The 22,498-nt window shown below is 59.8% G+C and carries 22 protein-coding genes; 9 read left to right on the top strand and 13 right to left on the bottom strand.

The features are described from left to right. Nucleotides 1-17 precede the first annotated feature (17 nt). Nucleotides 18-974 carry a DHH family phosphoesterase gene (locus ACVVH8_RS18005; protein ID WP_475225336.1) on the top strand — a complete coding sequence of 319 codons (957 nt, stop codon included), beginning with the start codon at nt 18-20 and terminating at the stop codon, nt 972-974. A 78-nt stretch (nt 975-1,052) separates the two neighbouring features. Here ACVVH8_RS18005 and ACVVH8_RS18000 read toward each other — a convergent pair whose 3' ends face one another. Further along, a complete protein-coding gene (locus ACVVH8_RS18000; protein WP_475225333.1) occupies nt 1,053-1,823 on the bottom strand; it encodes an alpha/beta hydrolase in 771 nt (256 codons plus the stop codon). Between the two features lie 112 nt (nt 1,824-1,935). Between ACVVH8_RS18000 and ACVVH8_RS17995 the strand changes: the two genes are divergently transcribed. Next, complete coding sequence (locus tag ACVVH8_RS17995; RefSeq protein WP_212809299.1) at nt 1,936-2,880, top strand: aldo/keto reductase; 945 nt, start codon at nt 1,936-1,938, stop codon at nt 2,878-2,880. Between the two features lie 6 nt (nt 2,881-2,886). Here the strand turns inward: ACVVH8_RS17995 and ACVVH8_RS17990 are convergent, their stop codons facing one another. Continuing rightward, nucleotides 2,887-3,780 (bottom strand): LysR family transcriptional regulator, encoded by an 894-nt coding sequence (locus ACVVH8_RS17990; RefSeq protein WP_475225330.1) that lies wholly within the window; start codon nt 3,778-3,780, stop codon nt 2,887-2,889. Nucleotides 3,781-3,908: 128 nt separating this feature from the next. Between ACVVH8_RS17990 and ACVVH8_RS17985 the strand changes: the two genes are divergently transcribed. Continuing rightward, nucleotides 3,909-4,385: a (R)-mandelonitrile lyase gene (locus ACVVH8_RS17985; RefSeq protein WP_475225328.1), complete on the top strand. Its 477-nt coding sequence runs from the start codon at nt 3,909-3,911 to the stop codon at nt 4,383-4,385. Nucleotides 4,386-4,644: 259 nt separating this feature from the next. Here the strand turns inward: ACVVH8_RS17985 and paoC are convergent, their stop codons facing one another. The 4 genes from paoC to ACVVH8_RS17965 form a co-directional block, all read right to left on the bottom strand. Then, nucleotides 4,645-6,840, bottom strand: a complete 2,196-nt coding sequence (gene paoC, locus ACVVH8_RS17980) for an aldehyde oxidoreductase molybdenum-binding subunit PaoC (RefSeq protein ID WP_315447342.1) — start codon at nt 6,838-6,840, stop codon at nt 4,645-4,647. Then, complete coding sequence (locus ACVVH8_RS17975) at nt 6,837-7,790, bottom strand: FAD binding domain-containing protein (RefSeq protein ID WP_475225326.1); 954 nt, start codon at nt 7,788-7,790, stop codon at nt 6,837-6,839. The genes paoC and ACVVH8_RS17975 overlap by 4 nt, the downstream gene beginning before the upstream one ends. Further along, complete coding sequence (paoA, locus tag ACVVH8_RS17970) at nt 7,787-8,410, bottom strand: aldehyde dehydrogenase iron-sulfur subunit PaoA (RefSeq protein WP_401298583.1); 624 nt, start codon at nt 8,408-8,410, stop codon at nt 7,787-7,789. The genes ACVVH8_RS17975 and paoA overlap by 4 nt, the downstream gene beginning before the upstream one ends. A gap of 357 nt (nt 8,411-8,767) precedes the next feature. Next, entirely contained in the window at nt 8,768-10,522 is a 1,755-nt protein-coding gene (locus tag ACVVH8_RS17965; RefSeq protein WP_401298580.1) for an L-lactate permease, read from the bottom strand. Between the two features lie 243 nt (nt 10,523-10,765). Here ACVVH8_RS17965 and ACVVH8_RS17960 point away from each other — a divergent pair, with 243 nt between their 5' ends. Both ACVVH8_RS17960 and ACVVH8_RS17955 read left to right on the top strand, forming a co-directional pair. Continuing rightward, complete coding sequence (locus ACVVH8_RS17960) at nt 10,766-10,972, top strand: hypothetical protein (RefSeq protein ID WP_475225323.1); 207 nt, start codon at nt 10,766-10,768, stop codon at nt 10,970-10,972. A gap of 195 nt (nt 10,973-11,167) precedes the next feature. After that, nucleotides 11,168-12,148 carry a hypothetical protein gene (locus ACVVH8_RS17955; RefSeq protein ID WP_475225321.1) on the top strand — a complete coding sequence of 327 codons (981 nt, stop codon included), beginning with the start codon at nt 11,168-11,170 and terminating at the stop codon, nt 12,146-12,148. 72 nt (nt 12,149-12,220) lie between these two features. Here the strand turns inward: ACVVH8_RS17955 and ACVVH8_RS17950 are convergent, their stop codons facing one another. Then, the gene (locus ACVVH8_RS17950) at nt 12,221-12,493 is read right to left on the bottom strand and encodes a hypothetical protein (protein ID WP_475225319.1); all 273 of its coding nucleotides are present in this window, start codon (nt 12,491-12,493) and stop codon (nt 12,221-12,223) included. A 309-nt stretch (nt 12,494-12,802) separates the two neighbouring features. Here ACVVH8_RS17950 and ACVVH8_RS17945 point away from each other — a divergent pair, with 309 nt between their 5' ends. Both ACVVH8_RS17945 and ACVVH8_RS17940 read left to right on the top strand, forming a co-directional pair. After that, nucleotides 12,803-13,882 (top strand): hypothetical protein, encoded by a 1,080-nt coding sequence (locus tag ACVVH8_RS17945; protein ID WP_475225317.1) that lies wholly within the window; start codon nt 12,803-12,805, stop codon nt 13,880-13,882. 2 nt (nt 13,883-13,884) lie between these two features. Further along, the gene (locus ACVVH8_RS17940; RefSeq protein ID WP_103305911.1) at nt 13,885-14,238 is read left to right on the top strand and encodes a DUF1428 domain-containing protein; all 354 of its coding nucleotides are present in this window, start codon (nt 13,885-13,887) and stop codon (nt 14,236-14,238) included. Nucleotides 14,239-14,407: 169 nt separating this feature from the next. Here ACVVH8_RS17940 and ACVVH8_RS17935 read toward each other — a convergent pair whose 3' ends face one another. Next, nucleotides 14,408-14,602: a hypothetical protein gene (locus ACVVH8_RS17935; RefSeq protein ID WP_103305912.1), complete on the bottom strand. Its 195-nt coding sequence runs from the start codon at nt 14,600-14,602 to the stop codon at nt 14,408-14,410. A 102-nt stretch (nt 14,603-14,704) separates the two neighbouring features. Between ACVVH8_RS17935 and thpR the strand changes: the two genes are divergently transcribed. Continuing rightward, nucleotides 14,705-15,244, top strand: coding sequence for an RNA 2',3'-cyclic phosphodiesterase (gene thpR, locus ACVVH8_RS17930; RefSeq protein ID WP_475225313.1), 540 nt, complete (start codon nt 14,705-14,707; stop codon nt 15,242-15,244). A gap of 303 nt (nt 15,245-15,547) precedes the next feature. Here thpR and ACVVH8_RS17925 read toward each other — a convergent pair whose 3' ends face one another. From ACVVH8_RS17925 to ACVVH8_RS17905, 5 genes are all read right to left on the bottom strand, one after another. Continuing rightward, nucleotides 15,548-16,645 (bottom strand): polyamine ABC transporter substrate-binding protein, encoded by a 1,098-nt coding sequence (locus ACVVH8_RS17925; protein WP_475225311.1) that lies wholly within the window; start codon nt 16,643-16,645, stop codon nt 15,548-15,550. A gap of 118 nt (nt 16,646-16,763) precedes the next feature. Beyond that, nucleotides 16,764-17,639, bottom strand: coding sequence for an ABC transporter permease subunit (locus ACVVH8_RS17920; protein ID WP_166217076.1), 876 nt, complete (start codon nt 17,637-17,639; stop codon nt 16,764-16,766). Continuing rightward, complete coding sequence (locus tag ACVVH8_RS17915; protein ID WP_401298853.1) at nt 17,636-18,517, bottom strand: ABC transporter permease subunit; 882 nt, start codon at nt 18,515-18,517, stop codon at nt 17,636-17,638. The genes ACVVH8_RS17920 and ACVVH8_RS17915 overlap by 4 nt, the downstream gene beginning before the upstream one ends. A gap of 29 nt (nt 18,518-18,546) precedes the next feature. Continuing rightward, nucleotides 18,547-19,689 carry a polyamine ABC transporter ATP-binding protein gene (potA, locus tag ACVVH8_RS17910; RefSeq protein ID WP_007962457.1) on the bottom strand — a complete coding sequence of 381 codons (1,143 nt, stop codon included), beginning with the start codon at nt 19,687-19,689 and terminating at the stop codon, nt 18,547-18,549. Nucleotides 19,690-20,061: 372 nt separating this feature from the next. Continuing rightward, a complete protein-coding gene (locus ACVVH8_RS17905) occupies nt 20,062-20,823 on the bottom strand; it encodes a gamma-glutamyl-gamma-aminobutyrate hydrolase family protein (RefSeq protein ID WP_475225309.1) in 762 nt (253 codons plus the stop codon). A 282-nt stretch (nt 20,824-21,105) separates the two neighbouring features. Between ACVVH8_RS17905 and ACVVH8_RS17900 the strand changes: the two genes are divergently transcribed. Continuing rightward, the gene (locus ACVVH8_RS17900; protein ID WP_103305918.1) at nt 21,106-22,482 is read left to right on the top strand and encodes a glutamine synthetase family protein; all 1,377 of its coding nucleotides are present in this window, start codon (nt 21,106-21,108) and stop codon (nt 22,480-22,482) included. Nucleotides 22,483-22,498 lie beyond the last annotated feature (16 nt).

Here is a 22,498-nt window from a genome sequence, read left to right as displayed (position 1 = left end):
GTGCGATGTTGCCGCCCATGAAAATCATCACCTCCGGCGCGGCCTATCTGGATATCGACGCCTACGCCTGCTGCATCGCCTACGCCGAACTGCTCAACCTGCAAGGCATTCCTGCTCGCGCCGTCAGCAGCACACGACCTAACGCCAGCGTCTCGAAAACCGTGCTCGCCTGGGGCAACGGTCTTAGCGACTACACCCCGAAAACGAACGACCAATTCATCCTGGTCGACGTTTCCGACTATCACCATTTTGACCCGATCGTGATGCTCGACCAGGTGGTGGAAGTCATTGACCATCACCCGGGTTACGAACACTACTGGGCGGAAAAACTGGGATCGACCGCCGATATCCGCCCGATCGGCGCTGCCGCCACTCAGGTTTTCCAGCGCTGGCAGACGGCGGGTCTGTTGCCGCAGATCAGCGAGCAAAGCGCCGCGTTACTGGCCACGGCGATTCTGGATAACACGCTGAATTTCACCGGGCAGATGACCACGGCAGCCGATATCGAGGCCTACTCCGAACTCGCGCCTCTGGGAAAACTGCACGTGAGCTGGCCACAAACGTATTTCCTTGAGTGCCAGGCCAGCATCGAAGCAGACCTCGCTGCCGCACTGGCAGCCGATTTGAAACGCATGCAGCCCGAGAGCCATCTGCCGCACGTGTTCGCGCAAATGACGGTATGGGATGCCGATGCCTTATTACAAAAGCACCTTTCGACGATCAATGGCTGGATGGCCGGGCAGGGCGAAGACTGGTTGCTGAATGTAATCGGCATCCGCGACGGTAAAAGCGCTCTGCTGGCTCAATCCAGCGTCAGCCAAGACAAACTGAATAATCTCTTGCCGCTCGACTGGCAGGCTGGAATAGCAATCCTGAAGCCCTCCATGCTGCGCAAGGAGTTGCTAAGGATTGATCTCGACCGGACTAACAAACCCGGCTCCCACAAGGTTCCGTGCGGCACAAAAATGTCGTGAACGACCCCGATCCTGTGGGAGCTGGCTTGCCAGCGATGAGGCCCATCCAGCCAGGAAAAAATCCCAGGCAATCAACTGTCAGCGATTCAAAACATCCCCCATCCACTGCAAATACTCCGCTCGCTCGGAAATCGAGTTATGCCCCGAATCCGGCACCACCTTGAGCACCGCCACGCCCTTGGGAAAATTGGCCAGTAACCGCTGCGTACTGGCCCGGGGAATCACCTCGTCATCACTCGCTGCCAGCAACAACGTCGGCACGCGAAGATGTGCTGCGTACTTGCCCGACTCGAAGCGATCCGTGAGCAACCACTTCACCGGCACCCACGGATATTGCCGCGCGGCGATTTCTTCGAGGTTGTTGTACGGCGTCACCAGAATCAACCGCTGCACCGGCCGTTGACTGGCCAGACGCACGGCGACACCCGAGCCCAGACTGCGCCCGATCACGGCGACTTGCGGATGGCTGGCATATACCTGATCGAACAGCGCCAGCGCATCCTCGGCAATCGCCTCTTCGGACGGTGAGCCGCCGCTGCCACCGAAGCCGCGATAATTCAGCAGGTACAGCGCGTGATCGGGAAATGCCTCGGTAAATTCCGGCAGGTTGCGCGACACGTCCTCCGCATTTCCACCGAAATAGATCAGCGCCCGCGGTCCGACACGCTCGCGGGTGATCACCGAAACCTGCGCGTCCGGCATCGACAGGGTCAGTTGTGAGTCGGCACTGTTGACGGCGTTGGATTGGGGAAACCAGATCAGCGAGCGCTGAAAAAAGAACAGCGCTGCGCACAGCACCAGGTACACGGCGATGATCAAAACGACGAGTGACATCAGGGTTCGGGACATTCGGCTACTTTTAACGGGGTATGGGGGTTCGCTGTCGCAGTGTAGTCCAGCGGTTCGATCCGGCCGCCTTCGCACACAACGTGCAACAGATCCACGCAGCAGGGGAACCAGCATGAGCCACACTGAGGGTTACTCCCGTCGCCGATTGCTCACGCTGGCTGCCGGGGTTTCGGCGGTCTTCACCTTTGATCGGGCGTTGGCCACTGCCACATCGTCCGCCGCGCCCGGAGGCCAAGCCATGCAGACCCGCGTCATCCCATCCAGCTCCGAGCCGCTGCCCATGGTCGGGCTGGGCACCTATCGCGGTTTCGACGTCGGCCCCGGCGATCCGGCCTACAAGCAACTGCCGGCGGTGCTCGACGAACTGTTCGCCAAGGGCGGCACGGTTGTCGACAGCTCGCCCATGTACGGCCGCGCTGAAGCGACCACGGGCGAACTGTTGTCGATCCATCAGCCGCGCTCGCCAGCGTTTCTGGCGACCAAGGTGTGGACGCGGGGACGTGAGGAGGGTATTGCGCAGATGGAGCAGTCGTTCAGCCTGCTGCGCACCGAATGCATCGATCTGATGCAGATCCACAATCTGCTGGACTGGCAAACTCATCTGCCAACCCTGCGTGAATGGAAAGCGCAGGGGCGCATTCGCTACATCGGCATCACCCACTACACGCCTTCGGCCTATGACGAAGTCGAAGCGGTGTTGCAGGCCGAGCCGCTGGATTTTCTGCAAATCAACTACGCCCTCGACGACCGGGGCGTGGAAAAGCGCATTCTGCCGCTGTGCCGCGAGCGCGGTGTGGCAGTGATCTGCAACCGGCCGTTTGGCGGCGGTGGCTTGCTCGCCCGGCTCAAGGGCAAACCGCTGCCGGCGTGGGTGTCGGACGTGCAGGTCAACAGTTGGCCGCAACTGGCGCTGAAGTTTCTGCTGGCGCACCCGGCGGTGACTTGCGTGATTCCCGGCACCGGCAATCCACGCTACATGGCTGATAACGTCAGGGCGGGATTCGGGCCGATGCTCACCGATGCGCAGCGCCATCAGTTGATTGCGCTGGTGGGGTAGGCCGAATCACTCGCGATAGCGCAGCGCCTCCAGCAACAAGGCAAACGCCGGTGCCGCCTGGCGTCGGCTCGGGTAGTAAAGGTGATAACCGGCGAAGGTCGGGCACCAGTCTTCGAGCACTTGCAGCAAGCGGCCATCGGCCAGGTACGGCGCGACGATGTTTTCCGGGATATAGCTCAGGCCGAAACCGTCCAGGGCCGCATCAAGCAGCGGGTAGACGCCGTTCAGCGTGACTTGTCCGGAAACCCGCACCTTGAGGCTCTCGCCATCTTTTTCGAATTCCCAGGTATAGAGCCCGCCGTTAGTGGGCAGGCGCAAATTGTTGCAGGCGTGTTCGGTGAGCGCGCGTGGCGTTTGCGGCACTGAGCGGCTGGCGAAATACGCGGGCGACCCGACCACCGCCATGCGCATGTCCGGGCCGATGCGCGTCGCGATCATGCCTTGCGCCACGTCCTCGCCCAGGCGCACGCCCGCGTCGAAACCTTGCCCGGCGATGTCGACGAAACCGTAATCGCAGCAGACTTCGACGGCGATATCCGGGAAGTGCGGCAAAAACTTCTTGAGCACCGGGCGCAGCAGCCAGTCCAGCGAATGGTCGGTGGCGTTGATACGGATCTTGCCGGCCGGGGTTTCGCGCAGATTACTCAGAGCAGCGAGTTCTACTTCGATCTCTTCAAAGCGCGGGCCAACAGTTTGCAAAAGGTGTTCACCAGCCTCGGTGGGGGAGACGCTACGGGTGGTGCGGGTCAGCAGGCGCAGGCCCAATCGCGCTTCGAGGGCACGGATGGTATGACTGAGCGCCGATTGCGAGACGCCGAGTTTGGCCGCAGCCTTGGTGAAACTGCGCTCACGTGCCACGGCGAGAAAGGCGAGCAGGTCAGTGGCGTTTTCACGAAGCATTGATGAGTGTCCCGCATAAGTTTTTTCGAATTCTAGTCGATTATCTAAAGAGTACAGCCCGATAAAGTGAACGCATGTCCCGTGTTGGCAGTGCCGCAGGGGTTTGTCGAAATTCTGGAGGGCTGGTCATGAATCCGATTACTGCATCTGCTTTGACTCTTTCGTTGTTGGCTGCGGATGTTCAGGCCAATGAACATCCACGGGTGACGGTAACGCCCAATGGATCACAACCATCGGCTAAAGGGCCGGCTGACTGGTTTGCCGGCGCCGTGCGGATTGATGCGCCATTCAAAGGCAGCGATGACGCGCGAGTCAGCGGCGCCACGGTGACATTCGAGCCCGGAGCAAGGACGGCGTGGCACACCCATCCGTTGGGTCAGACGCTGATCGTTACTGCTGGTTCAGGTTTTGTGCAGGAGTGGGGGCAACCTGTTCGGCAGATTCGTCCTGGCGACACGGTGTGGATCGCGCCCGGTGCCAAGCATTGGCATGGCGCGGCACCAACCACGGCGATGACGCACATCGCTATTGCCGAAGTGCTGGATGGCAATGTGGTGGAGTGGATGGAGCAGGTGAGCGAAGCGCAGTATCCGCACCGCGAATAAATAACGTACTAGCACCCCATGCTAGTGCGTTACCGTGGCCTTTTATAACTCATACACCCATTTCCCTCACCCCAGCCCTCTCCCGACGGGAGAGGGAGCCGACCGAGGTGTCTAACGCTATCCATCGACCTGAAAAATCATATCGATCATGGATTCACAGCCGCACGTTCAAATCGGTGCAGCCCTTGAATATCCCCCAATCGGTCCCCTCTCCCTTCGGGAGAGGGTTAGGGTGAGGGGCTTTTAGCTTTTCAATGCATCAAATCATTTCCGGCAACGACGAGAGAATCTTGTCCAGGGTAATCGGATACTCCCGCACCCGTGCCCCGGTCGCGTTGTAGATCGCATTCGCCACCGCCGCACTCACCCCGCAAATCCCCAACTCACCGACACCCTTGGCCTTCATCGGCGAAGAAATCGGATCGGTCTCATCAAGAAAAATCACCTCCTGATGCGGAATGTCGGCGTGCACCGGAACTTCATATCCCGCCAGATCATGGTTGACGAAAAAGCCAAGCTTCTTGTCGACCGCCAATTCCTCCATCAACGCCGCGCCCACGCCCATGGTCATCGCCCCGATAACCTGACTGCGCGCGGCTTTCGGGTTAAGAATCCGTCCGGCAGAACACACGGCGAGCATGCGCCGCACGCGAACTTCGCCAGTCGCCGCATCCACCGCGACTTCAACAAAGTGCGCACCAAACGTCGACTGCTGATACTGCTTGGCAAGGTCGGCGAACTCAATGCTGTCCTCTGCTTCAACAACGCCGTTCTGCGCCGCATTGCGCAGCGGCAAGGTTTTGCCGCCGGCTCGCACCTGACCGTCAGTAAACTCGACTTCGCCATTCATGCCCAGTTTTGCCGCGACCGCTTCACGCAGTTTTACGCACGCGGCATAGACCCCGGCCGTCGAGCAGTTGGCGCCGAACTGGCCACCGGAGCCCGCTGACACGGGGAAGTTCGAATCGCCCAACCGCACCACGACATCGTCGATACCCACGCCCATCATCTCGGCAGCGGTCTGCGCGATGATCGTGTAACTGCCGGTGCCGATGTCGGTCATGTCGGTTTCCACCGTGACCTTGCCGTCGCGCTCCAGTCGGACCCGTGCGCCGGACTCCACCAGCAGGTTATTACGGATTGCTGCACCGACGCCCATGCCGATCAGCCAGCGACCCTCGCGGCGACTGCCGGGCTTGGCGTTGCGCTGGTCCCAGCCGAATTTATCGGCACCGGTTTGCAGGCATTCGATCAAACGCCGCTGGGAGAATGGCCGCTCGGTTTTCACCGGGTCGACCTGAGTGTCATTGAGGATGCGGAACTGGATCGGATCGAGTTTGAGCTGCTCGGCCATTTCATCCATGGCGATTTCCAGCGCCATCAACCCCGGTGTTTCACCCGGCGCACGCATGGCGTTGCCTTCGGGCAGATCGAGCGGCGCCAGACGCATGCTGACCAAACGATTTTGTGCGGCGTAGAGCAACTGACTCGGTTGCGCCGCGACCTCGACCTTGCCGTCCTCAAGGTTGCCCGACCAGCCTTCGTGAGCGATGGCGGTGAGTTTGCCGTCCGCCGTCGCCCCCATACGGATGCGCTGGATAGTCGCTGGACGGTGGGTGGTGTTGTTGGCGATCTGTGGGCGGGCGAGGGCGACTTTCACCGGTCTGCTCGCCATGCGCGCGCCGAGGGCGGCGAGTATCGCGTCGGCGCGAATAAACAGCTTGCCGCCAAAACCGCCGCCAATGTACGGCGAGATCAAGCGGACTTTTTCCTCGGGCAAGCCAAGGGTAGTGGCGATGTCGCCGACGCTCCAGGCGATCATCTGGTTGGACGTCCACAAGGTCAGCTGATCGCCTTTCCACGCGGCCAATGTTGCGTGCGGTTCCATCATTGCGTGGGACTGATCCGGGGTGGTGTAGGTCTGGTCGAACTGCACCGGCGCGGCGGTAAAAGCGGCGGCAAAATCGCCGTGTTTTACGTCTGGCAGTTCGTCTTTCGGTTCAACGCCTTGATCGCGCACGCTGGCCAGATCGAACTCGCCTTTGGCCGCGACATAATCGACTTTTACCAACTGCGCAGCGGCGCGGGCCTGCTCGAAAGTCTCGGCGACCACCAGCGCGACAGCCTGGTGATAATGCTGCACCTCAGGGCCGGCCAGCAGGTGCGCCGAGTTGTATTTGCCCTTGCCGAGTTTGCCGGCGTTGGCGGCGGTAACGATCGCCAGAACACCGGGCGCGGCTTTGGCTGCTTCCAGATCGATGTTGGTAATGCGGCCCTTGGCGATGGCCGAGCCGACCATGAAACCGTAGGCCTGATTTGCCACCGCCTCATGTTGCTCGTAGGCGTACGGCGCCTGGCCGCAGGTTTTCAGTTTGCCTTCGATGCGGTCGGTGGGTTTGCCGATGACCTTCAATTGATCAATCGGGTTGGTGGTGGCGGGCGTGTCGAATTTCATGCTTCATCCCTCGCTTGCGCCAACACCGAGCCAAGCGTGCGCTCGACCAGGGTCAGTTTGAATTGGTTGTCGTCGGTTGGCGTGGCGCCTTCGAGCAATCGGTCGCTGACGGCTTTCGCACCCTTGGGCAGCAGCGCTTCAGCCGCTTCGACGCGCCACGGTTTCGGCGCAATGCCGCCGACGGCGATGCGGCCGCTGCCGTCCTTTTGCAGGATCAGGCCAACCGACACCAGCGCAAACGCGTAGGACGAACGATCACGTACCTTGTGATAAACGTGGGTGCCGCCGACAGGCGCAGGCAACGTTACAGCGGTGATGAACTCGCCAACGGTCAGGCTGGTTTCAATGTTCGGCGTGTTGCCGGGCAACTGATGGAAATCCGCCATGGCAATGCTGCGCGTGCTGCCGTCGGGTTTGACCGTTTCAATCTGCGCATCGAGGGCGCGCATCGCAATCGCCATGTCGCTCGGGTGCGTGGCGATGCACGCCGCGCTGACACCGATGATTCCCAACTGCCGACTGACCCCGCCAATCGCCGCACAGCCACTGCCGGGGTTGCGCTTATTGCAGGCCTGATTAGTGTCGTAGAAATACGGGCAGCGCGTGCGTTGCAGCAGGTTGCCGGCGGTGGTCGCCATGTTGCGCAACTGCCCCGAAGCGCCGGCGAGCAGAGCGCGCGACAGCAGCGCGTAGTCCTTGCGCACGCGGGCGTCGGCAGCCAGATCAGTGTTGCGCACCAGCGCACCGATGCGCAGACCGCCCTCGGGCGTGGCTTCGATCTGATCCAGGCCGAGGTGATTGACGTCGATAAGGTGCAGCGGGGTTTCGATGTCGAGCTTCATCAGATCGAGCAGATTGGTGCCGCCGGCGATGAATTTCGCGCCTTCGATCTGCGCCGCTTGTGCCGCGGCGGCGGGGGAGTCGGCGCGGCTGTAATTGAACGGTCTCATGCCGGCACCTCCGCGACTTCGCTGATCGCCTCGATGATGTTCGAGTAGGCGCCGCAACGGCAGATATTGCCGCTCATGCGTTCCTGGAATTCTGATGCGATCAGTTGTGGTTGCTCGGTCAGGCTGGGACTGACATGGCTGGGAATGCCGTCGCGGATTTCCTTGATGACCGCCACCGCCGAGCAAATCTGCCCCGGCGTGCAATAGCCGCACTGATAGCCGTCGTGTTTGATGAACGCGGCTTGCATCGGGTGCAGGTTGTCCGGCATGCCGAGGCCTTCGATGGTGGTGATCTCTGAGCCTTCGTGCATGACCGCCAGGGTCAGGCAGGAATTGATCCGTCGACCATCGGCGATCACCGTGCACGCGCCGCACTGGCCGTGGTCGCAGCCTTTTTTGCTGCCGGTCAGGTGCAGGTGTTCACGCAGGGCGTCGAGCAGGGTGGTGCGGTTGTCGACCTCAAGGGCGCGGGGCTTGCCATTGATTTGAATCGTCACTTTGTTCATGGCCGGTTGCTCCAGATTGGCGGCGTAGGCCTTGAGGCTGATAAAGGGTGGCATCGCAAACGCGGTCGCGGTCACAGCGCCGAGGATCAAAAATTTGCGTCGGGAAATCGGCATGGTTCGATTCCTTTTTCTCTCAATCAGGCGGCAGGGTTGCGAATGGCCCATGGGGGCACGCCGGCATGCTTGCCAGTCTCGTTCTAGGAATGACCGCCGGGGATAGGAAAAGGTTTTTGCGGATTTACGCTATAGAGTTATGCGCACAGTTCATCAATGGTCTGGCCGACACAGATTCAATGTAGGTCTTCGCCTGCTCGCGATGGCGGGGTGTCAGCCAATATAGGTGTTGAATGACAGGGCCTCATCGCTGGCAAGCCAGCTCCCACAGGGACTTATGCCGTAAACACAATTTGATTCACAACATAGAAACCTGTGGGAGCTGGCTTGCCAGCGATGAGGCCAGATCATCCAGTCTCAATGCCCGCCAACCACCATATGGGTAAACGGCGCCACATACGCCTGCAACGTCACCAACCCGCCAACCAGAATCGCCAGCACAATCGAGTGAAAGAACACATAGCGCAAAATCTCACCCTCATGTCCATACCAGCGCGTCGCCGTGGAGGCCACCACAATCGATTGCGCATCGACCATCTTGCCCATTACCCCGCCCGAACTGTTCGCCGCCGCCATCAGGATCGGACTGATCCCGAGCTGCTCCGACGTCACCCGTTGCAGCCCGCCAAACAGCACGTTCGAAGCGGTATCCGAGCCCGTCAACGCCACGCCCAGCCACCCGAGCAAGGTGCCGAACATCGGATAGAAAATCCCCGTCGCCGCAAACGCCAGGCCCATGGTCGCGTCGAGTCCCGAGTAACGCGTGAGGAACCCCAGCGCCAGCATCGCCGCAATGGTGATCAACGAAAACCGCACCACCCAGAGCGTGCGCAGGTACTGCTTGAACAGTTGCGGAATCGAGTAGCCCATCAGCAGACCGCCGACGATCGCCGCGAGCAAAATCCCGCTGCCGGTGGCGGTGAACCAGGTGAATTTGTACACCGCTTCCTCGGCTTTCGGCGCGGGTACCACTGGCGGGACTTTCTCGATTTGCAGGTGCAGCGTGGTGAAGGTCACGGCCGGAGCGAAAATCGGGTTGGCCTCGTTGACCGGTTTGCCTTGCGGATCAAGTTTCGCCGAATGCGTGACCGGATCGATTGCCGGGCGCACGTCGAACATGTTCTTGAAGCCCTGGGTGCCCCAGGCAAACACAAACACGGTGAGGATGATCCACGGCATCCACGCGCGCATCACCGCCGGGCGCGCCTGATCGCTGAACGCGGCGCTGGCGGTGACTTTTTCTTCCTCGACTTTCGAGTTGTCGACTCGCCCTGACAGCGCCGCCGAGGTATGAATCGTCGCCGGTTTCCACACCTTCAAGAACAGCGTCAGGCATGCCATGGAAATCAGCGCGGCGATCACGTCCACCAGCATTGGTCCGTGAAAGTTCGACACGAGGAATTGCGGCACGGCGAAGCTGACCCCGGCCACCAGAATCGCCGGCCAGATCTCCAGCATCTTGCGCCACCCGGCGAACGCCCAGATCAACCAGAACGGCACCAGCACGGAAAAGAACGGCAGTTGCCGACCGACCATCATCGACAGTTCCATCTCATCCAGTCCGGTGACTTTGGCCAGGGTGATGATCGGCGTACCGAGCGCACCGAAGGCCACTGGCGCGGTGTTGGCGATCAAGGCCAGACCGGACGCGGCCAACGGTGAAAAACCGAGGCCGATCAAAATCGCCCCGGTCACCGCTACCGGCGTGCCGAAGCCCGCCGCGCCTTCGAAAAACGCCCCGAAGCAGAAGGCGATCAACAGCAACTGCAAACGTCGATCGTCAGTGATCCGCGCCAGTGAATCCTGCAGCACCTTGAACGAACCGTTCTCGGTGGTCAGGCGATGCAGGAAGATGATGTTGAGCACGATCCAGCCAATCGGCAACAAGCCGTTGGCTGCGCCGAACAGCGCCGCAGAACCGGCCATGCTCGCCGGCATGCCGAAGGCGAAGATCGAAATCAGCAGCGCCGAAGCGAGGGCGAGCAGGGCGGCCAGATGCGCCTTGACGTGGAAGAAGGCCAGCGCCGCGAGCATCACCACCACCGGTACGGCGGCCATGAGCGTGGAGATCACCGGGTTGCCGAACGGATCATAGATTTGCTGCCAGACCATGGTGCACCTCTGCTTTTTATTCTTGAGGGCGCAGGTCCGTTGCGTGGGTATCGTCAAGAAGCAGTATAGGTGGCATTACGCCGCTGTTCGGCCAGGGCGATTGAGGCGATAAACGGTCGTTGCTGGCCACTGAATCAAAGTGTTTTTGCCCGGTCGTATGGGCGGCTGCGCGCACTGCGTCCTGAAGATGCAGGCAGCGTTAGCCGTTCCGTCGTCAAGACCTTGGTTTTAGGGAAGTGTTGAATGAAGCGCACTACAACGATTTTGCTGACCGTAACCGCCGCCGTAATGCTCGGTGGCTGTGTGGCGGATTTTGATGATGACCACCGCCACGGTCGGCATTACGACCGCGATCATGGGCGCAATTACGACCATGACCGGCGCTGGGATGACCGCGATGACGACCGCCGTGACGGGCGTCGCTACTACCGTGATCGCGATGATGACTGACTGAGTTCTGCGCGTCGGGCATGAAAAAGAGTTACGCAGACATGAGGGGATGGACTCGATGATGGCGATTCAGTAGCATCGCCGTCTTTTTGCCTTTCTCACCCAAGGATGATCATGTCTGTCTCTCCTCTGTTGCGCTGCTCGCCCGCTGTAATCTGCGCAGCGCTGTCGGGGCTCTTGCTTTCGGGATGCTCTGTGACGGGCACTTATCAGGATGCTACCGACAGCAATGCCGCCAAGTTGCGTTTTGTCGCCAATACCGATAACGCAACGATGGACTACTACGATGCAGAGCATTGCGATGGTCTGACGACGGGCCTGCTCAACAATCTGTTCATCCCCGACAGCAACCGCCGGGCCGGCATGATGGTCGCCCCACCGGAAAAGGCCAGGGGCTATCTGGAAATCAAACTGCCGCCCGAAAAAGACATGTACCTGAGTGTCAACACCCAAGTGGGTTATGCCGTTTGCGGATACGGTTTCAACTTCAAACCTGAGCGTGGTTCAGAGTACGAATTGACCCTCAGCGTCAAGGGCCGGCAATGTTCGACATTGTTGCAGCAGGTGCAGCGTATTGACGGCAAGGACCTGCGCACGCCCATTCCAATGAAACGAGAGGGACTGGAGGCATGTGCCGGGCGTGGGATCTTTCCGAAAACACTGGTGCAGTTGCCGGATACGCCGGAGCGCACCGCCATGATCGATCGCATCGTCGAGGCGAGTCTTTTCGTGGCGATCAAATCTGATCTGAAAACGCCGACGTCGACGAGCTTTTCCCCGGACAAAATCGATTCGATGGTCAGCGAGCGCAAGGGCAAAATCCGCTTCGAATTGCCGGATGAGTACTGGACGCTTTATCGCCAGAATCTGTTCGAGTTCACCCATGAAAGCGATGCCATTGCCAGCGAGGCGATGGCACGTACCAGCGATGAGTACCGCAAGCGTTTGCGCAGTATCGACGACCAGCAGTTGAAGGCATGGTCCGCCATTGACGGTACTTCCGGTAAGCGCGGCAACGTGGCGCCGACGGAGATGGAGACGGCCATGATCCAGTTTTACTATCAGTCGGCCAAAGAGGAGATGGCCGAAGCCAGCAGACGCCATCTCGACCGCATGGCTAGATTGGAAGCGCAATACGACGTGTGCTCGCGTTATCGCGATTGCTGGACACGCTGAGCAGCGTTATTGCGTTGTAAAAAAAGCCCACTGCGCCGAAACGGCCAGTGGGCTTTTTTGTGCGTGTTGCAATTAAAAGTGAGCGCTCGCCCGGACGCTGGTATGCGCAGGCACTGAGGCCTCGAGATCCAGCAAATGGGTGGCGAGAATGTCGCTCAGAAAGCGGAACTGATCGTTGATGCCAACCACTTCATTGCTGAAATGATTGGTCGCGGCGGGCATCAGCAGATCTTCGAAATCTTCGTTGAACACCAGCGTCTGCGCCTTGCAGTTGACGACGTGTTGTTCGTAGTAGTTGCTGCCGAACACCGGGAAACTCACGGAGAGTGCGATGGTGTGAATCATGATGTGAACTCCTCGTTGTGTCTCGGATGGGGGCAATCGTGCCTTCGCCGGACGGCGGGCGGAAGGCAATCATCGCGATGGTGAATATCGACGGCATTGATGGTTGGGAATTCGGTGGTGGGTTTGCTGGCCCCATCGCCGGCAAGCCAGCTCCCACGGGAATCGCGGGTGCTCACAAAATCCAAGTTCGCTGGAGATCACTGTGGGAGCTGGCTTGCCAGCGATAGGGCCAGCACCTCCACCATCAGGCTCTACTGATCCACCTATACTCAAATCTGCCTATCTCCTTATTTGAAGGAAACCGCCACCGTGACCCTGCGTGCGCTGGCCCTTGTCGCACTGTTTCTGCTGGCCGGCTGCGCCTCTTCGGTGCGGGCCCCTGCACCCGCGCCGGCAGTGGTTGTGTCACCCGCGACCTGGCAGCAAGTCGACCGCGAGATCGTCAGTGCTTCGCAACAGGCCACCGAGCAGGTCAAGCTGTTCGCCCGTGGCTCGATGGAACATTGGCGCACTCGCGTCTATCAGCAAACTGAAGAAAATTTCATCCCGTGGTTCAGCAGCTATTGGACCCAGGAATGGCTGTCGATGAAGGTCAGTTGGTACACGATCAGCGCCGGCGGCGAGCAGGACGCATCGGCCAAGCGACTGGCGACGTATCTGCTTGAGCAATATCAGGAAAGGGTCCTTGCGCCGGTGGCGGTGGAGATCGATCCCGACGCCATTCTGGGACAGGCCACGGCGTTCTATGCGCAACTGATGGCGCAACAGATGCCGCTCATCGCCCAGCGTCACGGTGTGCCTGTCGCTCAGCTATACGGGCGTTTGCAGAAGATACCGGCGATCGCACTTGGCCCGCCGCCTGCTCGCGATGCCTCGTTGTACAAGGTCATCAGTACCGAACCGTTGAACACGCTGCCGGCCTACGCGGCGCTGATCGACAAGATTCACACCGACGGCGGCGCTAAGGGCATTGCCTCGACCGACGCCGGTATGGCACCCGTGGCCAAACGCGCCAGCCAGCGCATGGAAGCGGAAATGGCCCCGCGTGGCGCCGCCAGCGCCGTCGCAGCAGCGGCCGGCAAACTGGCTGGGGCGATGATCTCGGTGGGAGTGATGGGGATCCGGGCGATCCTCCAGGCCAACGACCGGCCTGACAGCGAGGCGCTGATCCGCAGCAGCCTGGGCAACACCTTTGACAAGGCCTGGCTGAAACTGGTGCAGAACCCGACCACCGGCGTCATGGCCGGCACGTTGCACATGGCCGGGCAGGTCGAGCGCAATCTGGGTGGGGGCGAGGAGCCGTCGGTCGGGTTGGGCGTGAATCGTGTCGAATGGCAGCCGCCACAATCGACCATTCAACAGAACGAACCCACCGTACAAGGAGAATAGCCATGGCTTACATCGATATTTTTGTTGCCCCGGTCCCGACTGCCAATCGTGAACAGTACAAAAAACATGCCGAAATCGCCGCGGTACTCTTTAAGGAATACGGCGCTCTGAGCGTGGCCGAATGCTGGGGTGACGACGTGCCGGACGGCAAGCTCACGTCGTTCCCGATGGCAGTGAAACTCAAGGAGGGTGAAACCGTGGCGTCTGGCTGGCTGATCTGGCCAGACAAAGCCACCCGCGACGCCGGTATGGCGAAAATGATGGAAGACCCGCGCATGAAACCCGACGTCAACCCGATGCCGTTTGACGGGCAGCGCATGATTTATGGCGGCTTCCAGTACCTCATCGAGCCCTGAAGCCTGAAACTTTCGGGAACTCGAATAACTCTGTGAGAGCTGGTTTGCCAGCGATCGGGCCAGCCTGTTCAGCATCAGTGTTGACGGGGCTATCGCCATCGCTGGCAAGCCAGCTCCCACAGGGATTTGCGCTGGATGGACGATCGTGGCATCCCGCAGGTTTTGTATCTCATTCTGCTGAAGGGGTGATCCGGCAGCTTTTGCGGTGGCGGATCTGTTCGTCCGTCGGCCGCTCACGGATGAATTCGAAACGTGGCTCGCCCTCGCTGTAATGCACCAGCCAGCCCCATTCCAGTTCTTGTTCATCCTGTCCGGGATTCGGTGGCCGGGCCCACCACGGCTCTTTGCTGAGGATCTCGCGCATGGCGACCTCCGGTTGATGGCAATCCTTGAACTATAGACCTGCGCTGCGAGTCGTCAGATCAGGCTGTGTAGAATCTGCCGTTCACCAGTGAAGGAGCAGGCCATGACCGATGAAGCGCACAGGGATGAGCCGTTCAAGCGGCTGTTTTTTGCACTGGACTGCCCACCGGCGCAGCGCAAGGCGATAGCTCAGTGGCGTGCGGAGTTGGGTTTGCGGGCCGGCAAAGCTGTACCGGCGGATAATTTTCACCTGACCCTGTTGTTCCTCGGCGCCGTGCCGCTGGCGCAGATCGGCGAGGTCTGCGAAGCCGCTGGCAAAGTGCGCACGCCGGGGCAGGCGTTGCGCATTTCATTGGATCGCTTGCAGGTCTGGCACCGCGCCGGGGTGTTGTCACTGGCGCCCGAGCAAGCGCCGCCGGAGTTGCTGCGCCTGGTCTACGGCCTGGAACAGGCCATGCTGCCATTCGGCTTTGAAGAGACAGCCCGAGAGTTTCGCCCGCACCTGACGCTGGCTCGGGATTACCGTGCGCCAGAGCCGGAATACACTACGCCGCCGGAATTCTTCCTGCGTGCCGAACGTTTTGCCTTGTTCGAATCGCACAAGGGCCGTTACCGCGTTCTGCAGGATTGGCCGCTGATCTGAAGAGACAAAAAAAGGCGCCCAAGGGCGCCTGAAATTCACCTGAGCCGAGGGAGCCAGGTGAGGCCGTTCATTGCAGGGTGCAGCGGTGGTAAGGCGCTGCGTGAACGGAAAAGCACTGAATTATTTAAGCTAAGAAAATCCTGGGCCTGGCACTGTCTGAATGTGATCTCAAAACCCTGTGGGAGCTGGCTTGCCAGCGATGGGGTCAGCACATCCGAATCACCTTTGCCTGACCCACCGTCATCGCTGGCAAGCCAGCTCCCACATGTTCATCAGTGTTGTTGGAACTCCAACTCCGTAGGGTTACTTGCCGAGTTTCACTCGGGTCCAGCCACGGGTCATGATCCGCTGGGTGGCGATCGGCTGATCCGGTACCGCATACAAAGTCGCCATCACCGCCTGCGACGGATAAGAGCCCGGGTCGTTGCGGATCGCTTCGTCCACCAGCGGTGTAGCGGCCGAGTTGGCATTGCTGTAGCCGTTGCTGTTGGTGATCTCGGCAATGATGTCCGGGCGCATCAGGAAGTCCATGAACAAGTAAGCGTTCTCGACGTTCGCCGCATCGCGCGGGATGGCGACCATGTCGTAGAAACTGCCGGCGCCTTCCTTGGGGATGCTGTAGTCGATCTTCACCTTGTTGCCCGATTCCACGGCGCGGGCCTTGGCCTGCAGCACGTCACCGGAATAACCGACGGCCACGCAGATGTTGCCGTTGGCCAGATCCGAGATGTACTTCGAAGAATGGAAGTACGCCACGTACGGGCGGATTTTCATGAACAGTGCTTCGGCTTCGAGGATGTGCGCCTTGTCCTTGTCGTTCACCGGATAACCCAGATAGTGCAGGGCGGCCGGGATCATTTCGGTCGGCGAGTCGAGGAAGCTGATGCCGCAGGCTTTGAGCTTTTCAGCGTTTTCCGGCTTGAACAGCAAGTCCCAGGAGTTGGTCGGGGCATTGGCGCCGAGCACTTCCTTGACCTTGGCCGGGTTGAAACCGATGCCGATCGAACCCCACATGTACGGGAACGCGTGGGCGTTGTCCGGATCACTGGCGGCAGCGTTTTTCAGCAGCACCGGGTTGAGATTCTTCCAGTTCGGCAGCTTTGATTTATCCAGCGTCTGATAGACGCCGGCCTTGATCTGCTTGGCCAGGAAACTGTTGGACGGCACGACCAGGTCGTAACCGGATTTGCCCGCCAGCAAACGCGCCTCAAGGGTCTCGTTGCTGTCGAAGACGTCGTAGGTCACGCGGATACCGGTCTCGTCTTCGAACTTCTTGACGGTGTCCGGCGCGATGTAATCGGACCAGTTGTAAACACGCAGCACCTTGTCGTTGGCCTGGGCGCCCATGACGATTGCGCCCATTAAGGACAGTGTCAGCAGAGTCCTGCCAAACATTTTCATCGGTGAAACTCCATTCTTCTTATTCAAAAACGCAAACCGGGTGTACATAAAACCTTGGGAGAGAGCTTCTGTGGTGAGGGGATAAATCCCCTCGCCACAATGGATCTCCATCAAGCTGTCAGGCTGTGGTGGCGGCTCTTTGCGGCTGCCACGACTCATTCGCCGTCTGATCCATCGCTTCCTGAATCGCCTTCTTGCGGCTGGCCTCTGCCTTGCGGCCGAAGTACCAGACCAGGAAAGTCACCAGCGACACCGCCAGCAGAATCAAGCTCGCCACCGCGTTGATCTCAGGCTTCACGCCCAGACGCACCGCCGAGAACACTTCCATCGGCAGGGTGGTGGAGCCCGGCCCGGACACGAAGCTCGCCAGCACCAGGTCATCCAGCGACAAGGCGAACGACATCATCCCGCCCGCTGCCAGCGACGGCGCGATCATCGGAATCGTGATCAGGAAAAACACCTTGAACGGCTTCGCGCCCAGATCCATCGCCGCTTCTTCGATCGACAGGTCCAGTTCACGCAGGCGGGCGGAGACTACCACCGCCACATAGGCTGCACAAAACGTGGTGTGGGCGATCCAGATCGTCACGATGCCACGTTCCTGCGGCCAGCCGATCAGTTGCGCCATCGCCACGAACAGCAGCAACAGCGACAGACCGGTGATCACTTCCGGCATCACCAACGGCGCTGTGACCAGGCCACCAAACAGCGTGCGGCCCTTGAAGCGGGTGACGCGCGTCAGCACGAAGGCGGCGAGGGTGCCCAAGGCCACCGCAGCAATCGCGGTGTAGCAGGCGATTTCCAGCGAGCGCACCACCGAGCCCATCAGTTGCGTGTTGTCGAGCAAGCCGACGTACCACTTCACCGACCAGCCGCCCCACACCGTCACCAGTTTCGAGGCGTTAAACGAGTAGATCACCAGAATCAGCATCGGCAGATAGATGAACATCAGGCCGAAGATCAACATGAACTTGGAAAAACCGAAGCGTTTCATCCCCGTGCCTCCATCTCTTTGGCCTGGCTGCGGTTGAACAGCAGAATTGGCACAATCAGGATCAACAGCATCACCACCGCCAGGGCAGACGCCACCGGCCAGTCGCGGTTATTGAAGAACTCTTGCCACAGCACGCGACCGATCATCAGGGTCTCCGGGCCGCCCAACAGTTCCGGAATCACGAACTCACCGACCACCGGAATGAACACCAGCATGCAGCCGGCAATAATCCCGTTCTTGGCCAGCGGCACGGTGATTTTCCAGAAGTTGTTGAAGTTGCTCGAACCCAGATCCGAAGCGGCTTCCAGCAGGCTGCCGTCGTGCTTCACCAGGTTGGCGTACAGCGGCAGCACCATGAACGGCAGATACGCGTAGACCACGCCGATGTACACAGCCGTGTTGGTGTTGAGGATCTCGATCGGGTGATCGGTGAGCCCCGTCCACATCAGAAACGCGTTGAGCAGACCGTTGTTGCTGAGAATGCCCATCCACGCGTAAACGCGGATCAGGATTGCGGTCCAGGTCGGCATCATGATCAACAGCAGCAGGACGTTTTGCGTTTCCTTGCCGGTTTTGGTGATCGCGTAGGCCATCGGGAAACCGATCAGCAGGCACATCATCGTGCTCAGTGCCGCGACCTTCAGCGAACCGAGGTAAGCCGACAGGTACAACTCGTCTTCGCCGAGCATGCTGTAGTTGCCGATGTTCAGCAGCAGCTGGAATTTCTGTTCGGCGTAGGTGTAGATCTCCGAGTACGGCGGGATCGACAGTGCGGCTTCCGAAAAGCTGATCTTCATCACCAGAAAAAACGGCAGCATGAAGAACAGGAACAGCCAGATGAACGGAATGCCGATCACCAGTTTTCGTCCGCTGGGCACCAGGCGCAGGAATTGCTGATTGAAGGTTCTCATGAGCGCAGCACCACGCCGCTGTCGTCTTCCCACCAGACGTAAACCTTGTCGTCCCAGGTCGGACGCGCACCACGGCGTTCGGCGTTGGCCATGAACGACTGGACGATTTTGCCGCCGGGCAATTCGACGTAGAACACCGAGTGACCGCCGAGGTAAGCAATGTCATGCACCTTGCCTTCGGACCAGTTGTAGCGGACTTCCGGTTTGATGGTGCTGACGAGCATTTTTTCCGGGCGGATCGCGTAGGTGATCGACTTGTCCTGCACCGAAGTGCTGACGCCGTGACCGACGTAGATCTTCTGCTGCAAATCCGGGCTGTGGATGATCGCGTGACCTTCAAGGTCTTCCACCACGGTGCCGTCGAAGGCGTTCACGTTGCCGATGAACTCGCAGACCATGCGGCTGACCGGGGCTTCATAAATGTCGACCGGGCTGCCGATCTGGGCGATCCAGCCCAGGTGCATGATCGCAATGCGCTCGGCCATGGTCATGGCCTCTTCCTGGTCGTGGGTCACCATCACGCAAGTCACGCCGACGCGCTCGATGATCTCTACCAGCTCAAGCTGCATCTGCGAACGCAGCTTTTTATCCAGCGCGCCCATTGGTTCGTCGAGCAGCAACAGCTTCGGCCGCTTGGCCAGCGAGCGGGCGAGGGCGACGCGCTGGCGCTGACCGCCGGAGAGTTGATGCGGCTTGCGTTTGGCGTATTGGGTCATGTGCACCAGGCGCAGCATTTCTTCGACGCGGGCGTCGATTTCGCTGGCCGGCAAACGGTCCTGTTTCAAGCCGAAGGCGATGTTCTGCGCGACGGTCATGTGTGGGAACAGCGCGTAGGACTGGAACATCATGTTGATCGGCCGCTCGTACGGCGGCATGTCGGTGATGTCCACGCCGTCGAGCAGAATCCGCCCTTCAGTCGGCCGCTCGAAACCGGCGAGCATGCGCAGCAGGGTCGATTTGCCCGAACCGGAGCCGCCAAGCAAGGCAAAGATTTCGCCCTGATGGATCTCCAGGGACACGTCGTCCACTGCCGTGGTTTCGTCGAACTTCTTGGTGACACGATCGACTTTCACCAACACCTTTTTCGGTTGCTGATGACCTTCAAGTGCCTTCCTGTAAGTGCTGGAGGCGTTTGCCATGTGAAACTCCCAACAGGTTTCAGTCGCCGGGCCAACGTGGCCTGGCTTAAGAGTGGATTGCAGATCTGTAAGTGCATTCCCGGTCGGATCACATCCCCCTGTGGGAGCTGGCTTGCCAGCGATGGCGGAGGGTCAGTCACCCATTATGTTGAAGGTGATGGCCTCATCGCTGGCAAGCCAGCTCCCACAGGGTTTTGCATTGATCTGACGGGGACAGCTCATACCGATCCGGCTTGGTCGGCGCCGCCGTCCTGGCTGCCTGGGTCGTACTTGTTGTTATTACGGTTTGTTGTTTTCACGGATGACGGATACGCACACGCGCAACCGCCGACCCCGTGGGGGCAGTAAACAGTTTTGAAATCCCGGGGTGTGTCAGCGCTGGTTGCGTCGCGCCGCCCGTTGCCGGCAAGCCTCGCCGAATGCCTGGAAAATCTTCAGGTAGTTCGGGTTGTCGAGCACTTGCCATTCCGGGTGCCATTGCACGCCGAGGGCAAACGACGGGCTGTGCTCGACCGAGATCGCCTCGATCAGACCGTCCGGCGCCACCGCTTCGGCGCGCAGGCCGGGGCCGAGGCGGTCGATGCCCTGACTGTGGATCGAGTTGACCTGGAACTCGCCCGGCAACTCCAGCGCTTCGAACACGCCGCCATCCAGCACGGTCACGGCGTGAGCCAGTGCGTATTGCACGGCCACGTCCGGACTATCGGCTTCGCGGTGATCGAGCATGCCCGGCAACTCGTGCACTTTCTGATGCAGGCTGCCGCCGAACGCCACGTTCATTTCCTGGAAACCACGGCAGATGCCGAGCACCGGAACGCCCGCCGCGATGGCTGCACGCAATAAAGGAAGGGTGGTGGCATCCCGCGCCGGATCGTGATCCGTGCCGGGGGCGCTGGCCGGGCCTTGATAGTGGAAAGGTTCCACATTCGAGGGCGAACCGGTCAGCAGCAGACCGTCGAGTTGACCGAGCAGGTCCTCGATTTCAGTCAGGTTGCCAAGGGAAGGAATGACCACTGGCAACCCCAGCGCCGCAACGCTGACAGCGCGAACGTATTTGTCGCCGCTGATGTGATAGGGGTGCAGGCCAATCTGTTTGACGCACGCAGTAACGCCGATCAATGGCTTGAATGCCATTTTTATTCACCTCGAAGTTTGACACTTGAACGAGCTTTTCCGGAGCTTAGCCTCGTTGATTTTAATTAACAACTGCCATGTAAAAAATTCTAAACGCCGCTCATCAAATCTTCATGATTTCCGGGCCTCTGGCACCTGTATTGGCACGAGAGTGTTAAAAAAGGCCCTAAAAATAAAGGCTGAGCGGCCAGCTGTTCGCTATTGACTTCACTTTGCCGTTCGGGTTGACTGGCTCGGCGAAACAGCAGTGAACATAATAATTAACAGCTAAATAGGTGCATCATGTCGGTCCCTCTGCGTACCGTTCAACTCAACGAAGCAAACGCATTCCTTAAGAAATATCCTGAGGTTTTGTACGTCGACCTTCTGATTGCGGATATGAACGGTGTGGTGCGCGGCAAGCGCATCGAACGCACCAGTCTTCATAAGGTTTACGAGAAAGGCATCAACCTGCCGGCCTCGCTCTTCGCCCTCGACATCAATGGCTCCACGGTGGAAAGCACCGGCCTGGGTCTGGACATCGGCGACGCTGACCGCATCTGCTACCCGATCCCCGGCACCCTGAGCATCGAGCCGTGGCAGAAGCGCCCAACCGCCCAATTGCTGATGACCATGCACGAGCTCGAAGGCGAGCCGTTCTTCGCCGACCCGCGTGAAGTGCTGGCCAACGTCGTGCGCAAGTTCGATGACATGGGCCTGACCATCTGCGCCGCGTTCGAACTCGAGTTCTACCTGATCGATCAGGACAACGTGAACGGTCGTCCGCAGTCGCCACGTTCGCCGGTATCGGGCAAGCGTCCGGTGTCGACTCAGGTCTACCTGATCGACGACCTCGACGAATACGTCGACTGCCTGCAAGACATCCTCGAAGGCGCGAAAGAGCAGGGCATCCCCGCTGACGCCATCGTCAAGGAAAGCGCCCCGGCGCAGTTCGAAGTCAACCTGCATCACGTCTCCGACCCGATCAAGGCGTGCGACTACGCCGTCCTGCTCAAGCGTCTGGTGAAAAACATCGCCTACGACCACGAGATGGATACCACCTTCATGGCCAAGCCGTATCCGGGCCAGGCGGGCAACGGTCTGCACGTACACATTTCGATTCTGGACAAAGAAGGCAACAACATCTTTGCCAGCGAGGATCCCGAGCAGAACGCCGCGCTGCGTCACGCGATCGGCGGTGTGCTGGAGACCCTGCCTGCGCAAATGGCGTTCCTGTGTCCGAACGTCAACTCGTACCGCCGCTTCGGCGCGCAGTTCTACGTACCGAACTCGCCGAGCTGGGGCATCGACAACCGCACCGTGGCCGTGCGCGTACCGACCGGTTCCGCCGACGCCGTGCGCATCGAGCATCGTGTTGCCGGTGCCGACGCCAACCCGTACCTGTTGATGGCATCGGTACTGGCCGGTATTCACCACGGTCTGACCAATCAGATCGAACCGGGCGCCCCGGTGGAAGGCAACAGCTACGAGCAGAACGAGCAGAGCCTGCCGAACAACCTGCGCGACGCACTGCGCGAACTGGACGACAGCGAAGTCATGGCCCGCTACATCGACCCTCTGTACATCGACGTGTTCGTCGCTTGTAAAGAAAGCGAGCTGGCCGAGTTCGAGAACTCGATCTCTGACCTTGAGTACAACTGGTATCTGCATACGGTCTAAAGACCTATAGCGATTC

Source organism: Pseudomonas trutticola BRTCR10, assembly GCF_056155105.1.
The sequence above is the reverse complement of the archived record's forward strand: the minus strand, read 5'-3'. Positions and strand labels throughout refer to the sequence as shown.